This is a genomic window from Pleomorphochaeta sp. DL1XJH-081, assembly GCF_049310885.1.
In the GTDB taxonomy this organism is placed as follows: domain Bacteria; phylum Spirochaetota; class Spirochaetia; order Sphaerochaetales; family Sphaerochaetaceae; genus CAYZJV01.
The window spans coordinates 1-252 of sequence record NZ_JBMDYO010000168.1 but is presented as its reverse complement, the minus strand read 5'-3'; the positions used below and the strand labels follow the sequence as shown (position 1 = coordinate 252).

The 252-nt window shown below is 44.8% G+C and carries 1 protein-coding gene; it reads left to right on the top strand.

Features of this window, described 5'->3' with window-relative positions; genetic code table 11:
- Window positions 1–252, top strand: a 252-nt coding sequence (locus tag ACODJP_RS14340) for a hypothetical protein (protein ID WP_422482648.1), incomplete at both ends; no start/stop codon positions are given.

Below are 252 nucleotides of genomic sequence, written 5' to 3'. Positions count from 1 at the left end.
CTAAGCGAGGCAAACTATATTTTCCTAGAGAAACATAGGGATTCCTTGAGGCACAGAGCTGCTGTAGCAGAAATGATGTTTGTTTTGGAACCACACAGAAAAGAAGAGGCTATAAAATTGATAGAAGAATCGTCTGGCGACCTGTCTTCCTCAAATGGAGCACTTGGGCCAGGTAGAAATTGGAGGCTTAAGGATTGCATTGCAGTCCACAAACTCCTAGGGTCGATTTTGAACGACCATGATGCTGCCTGC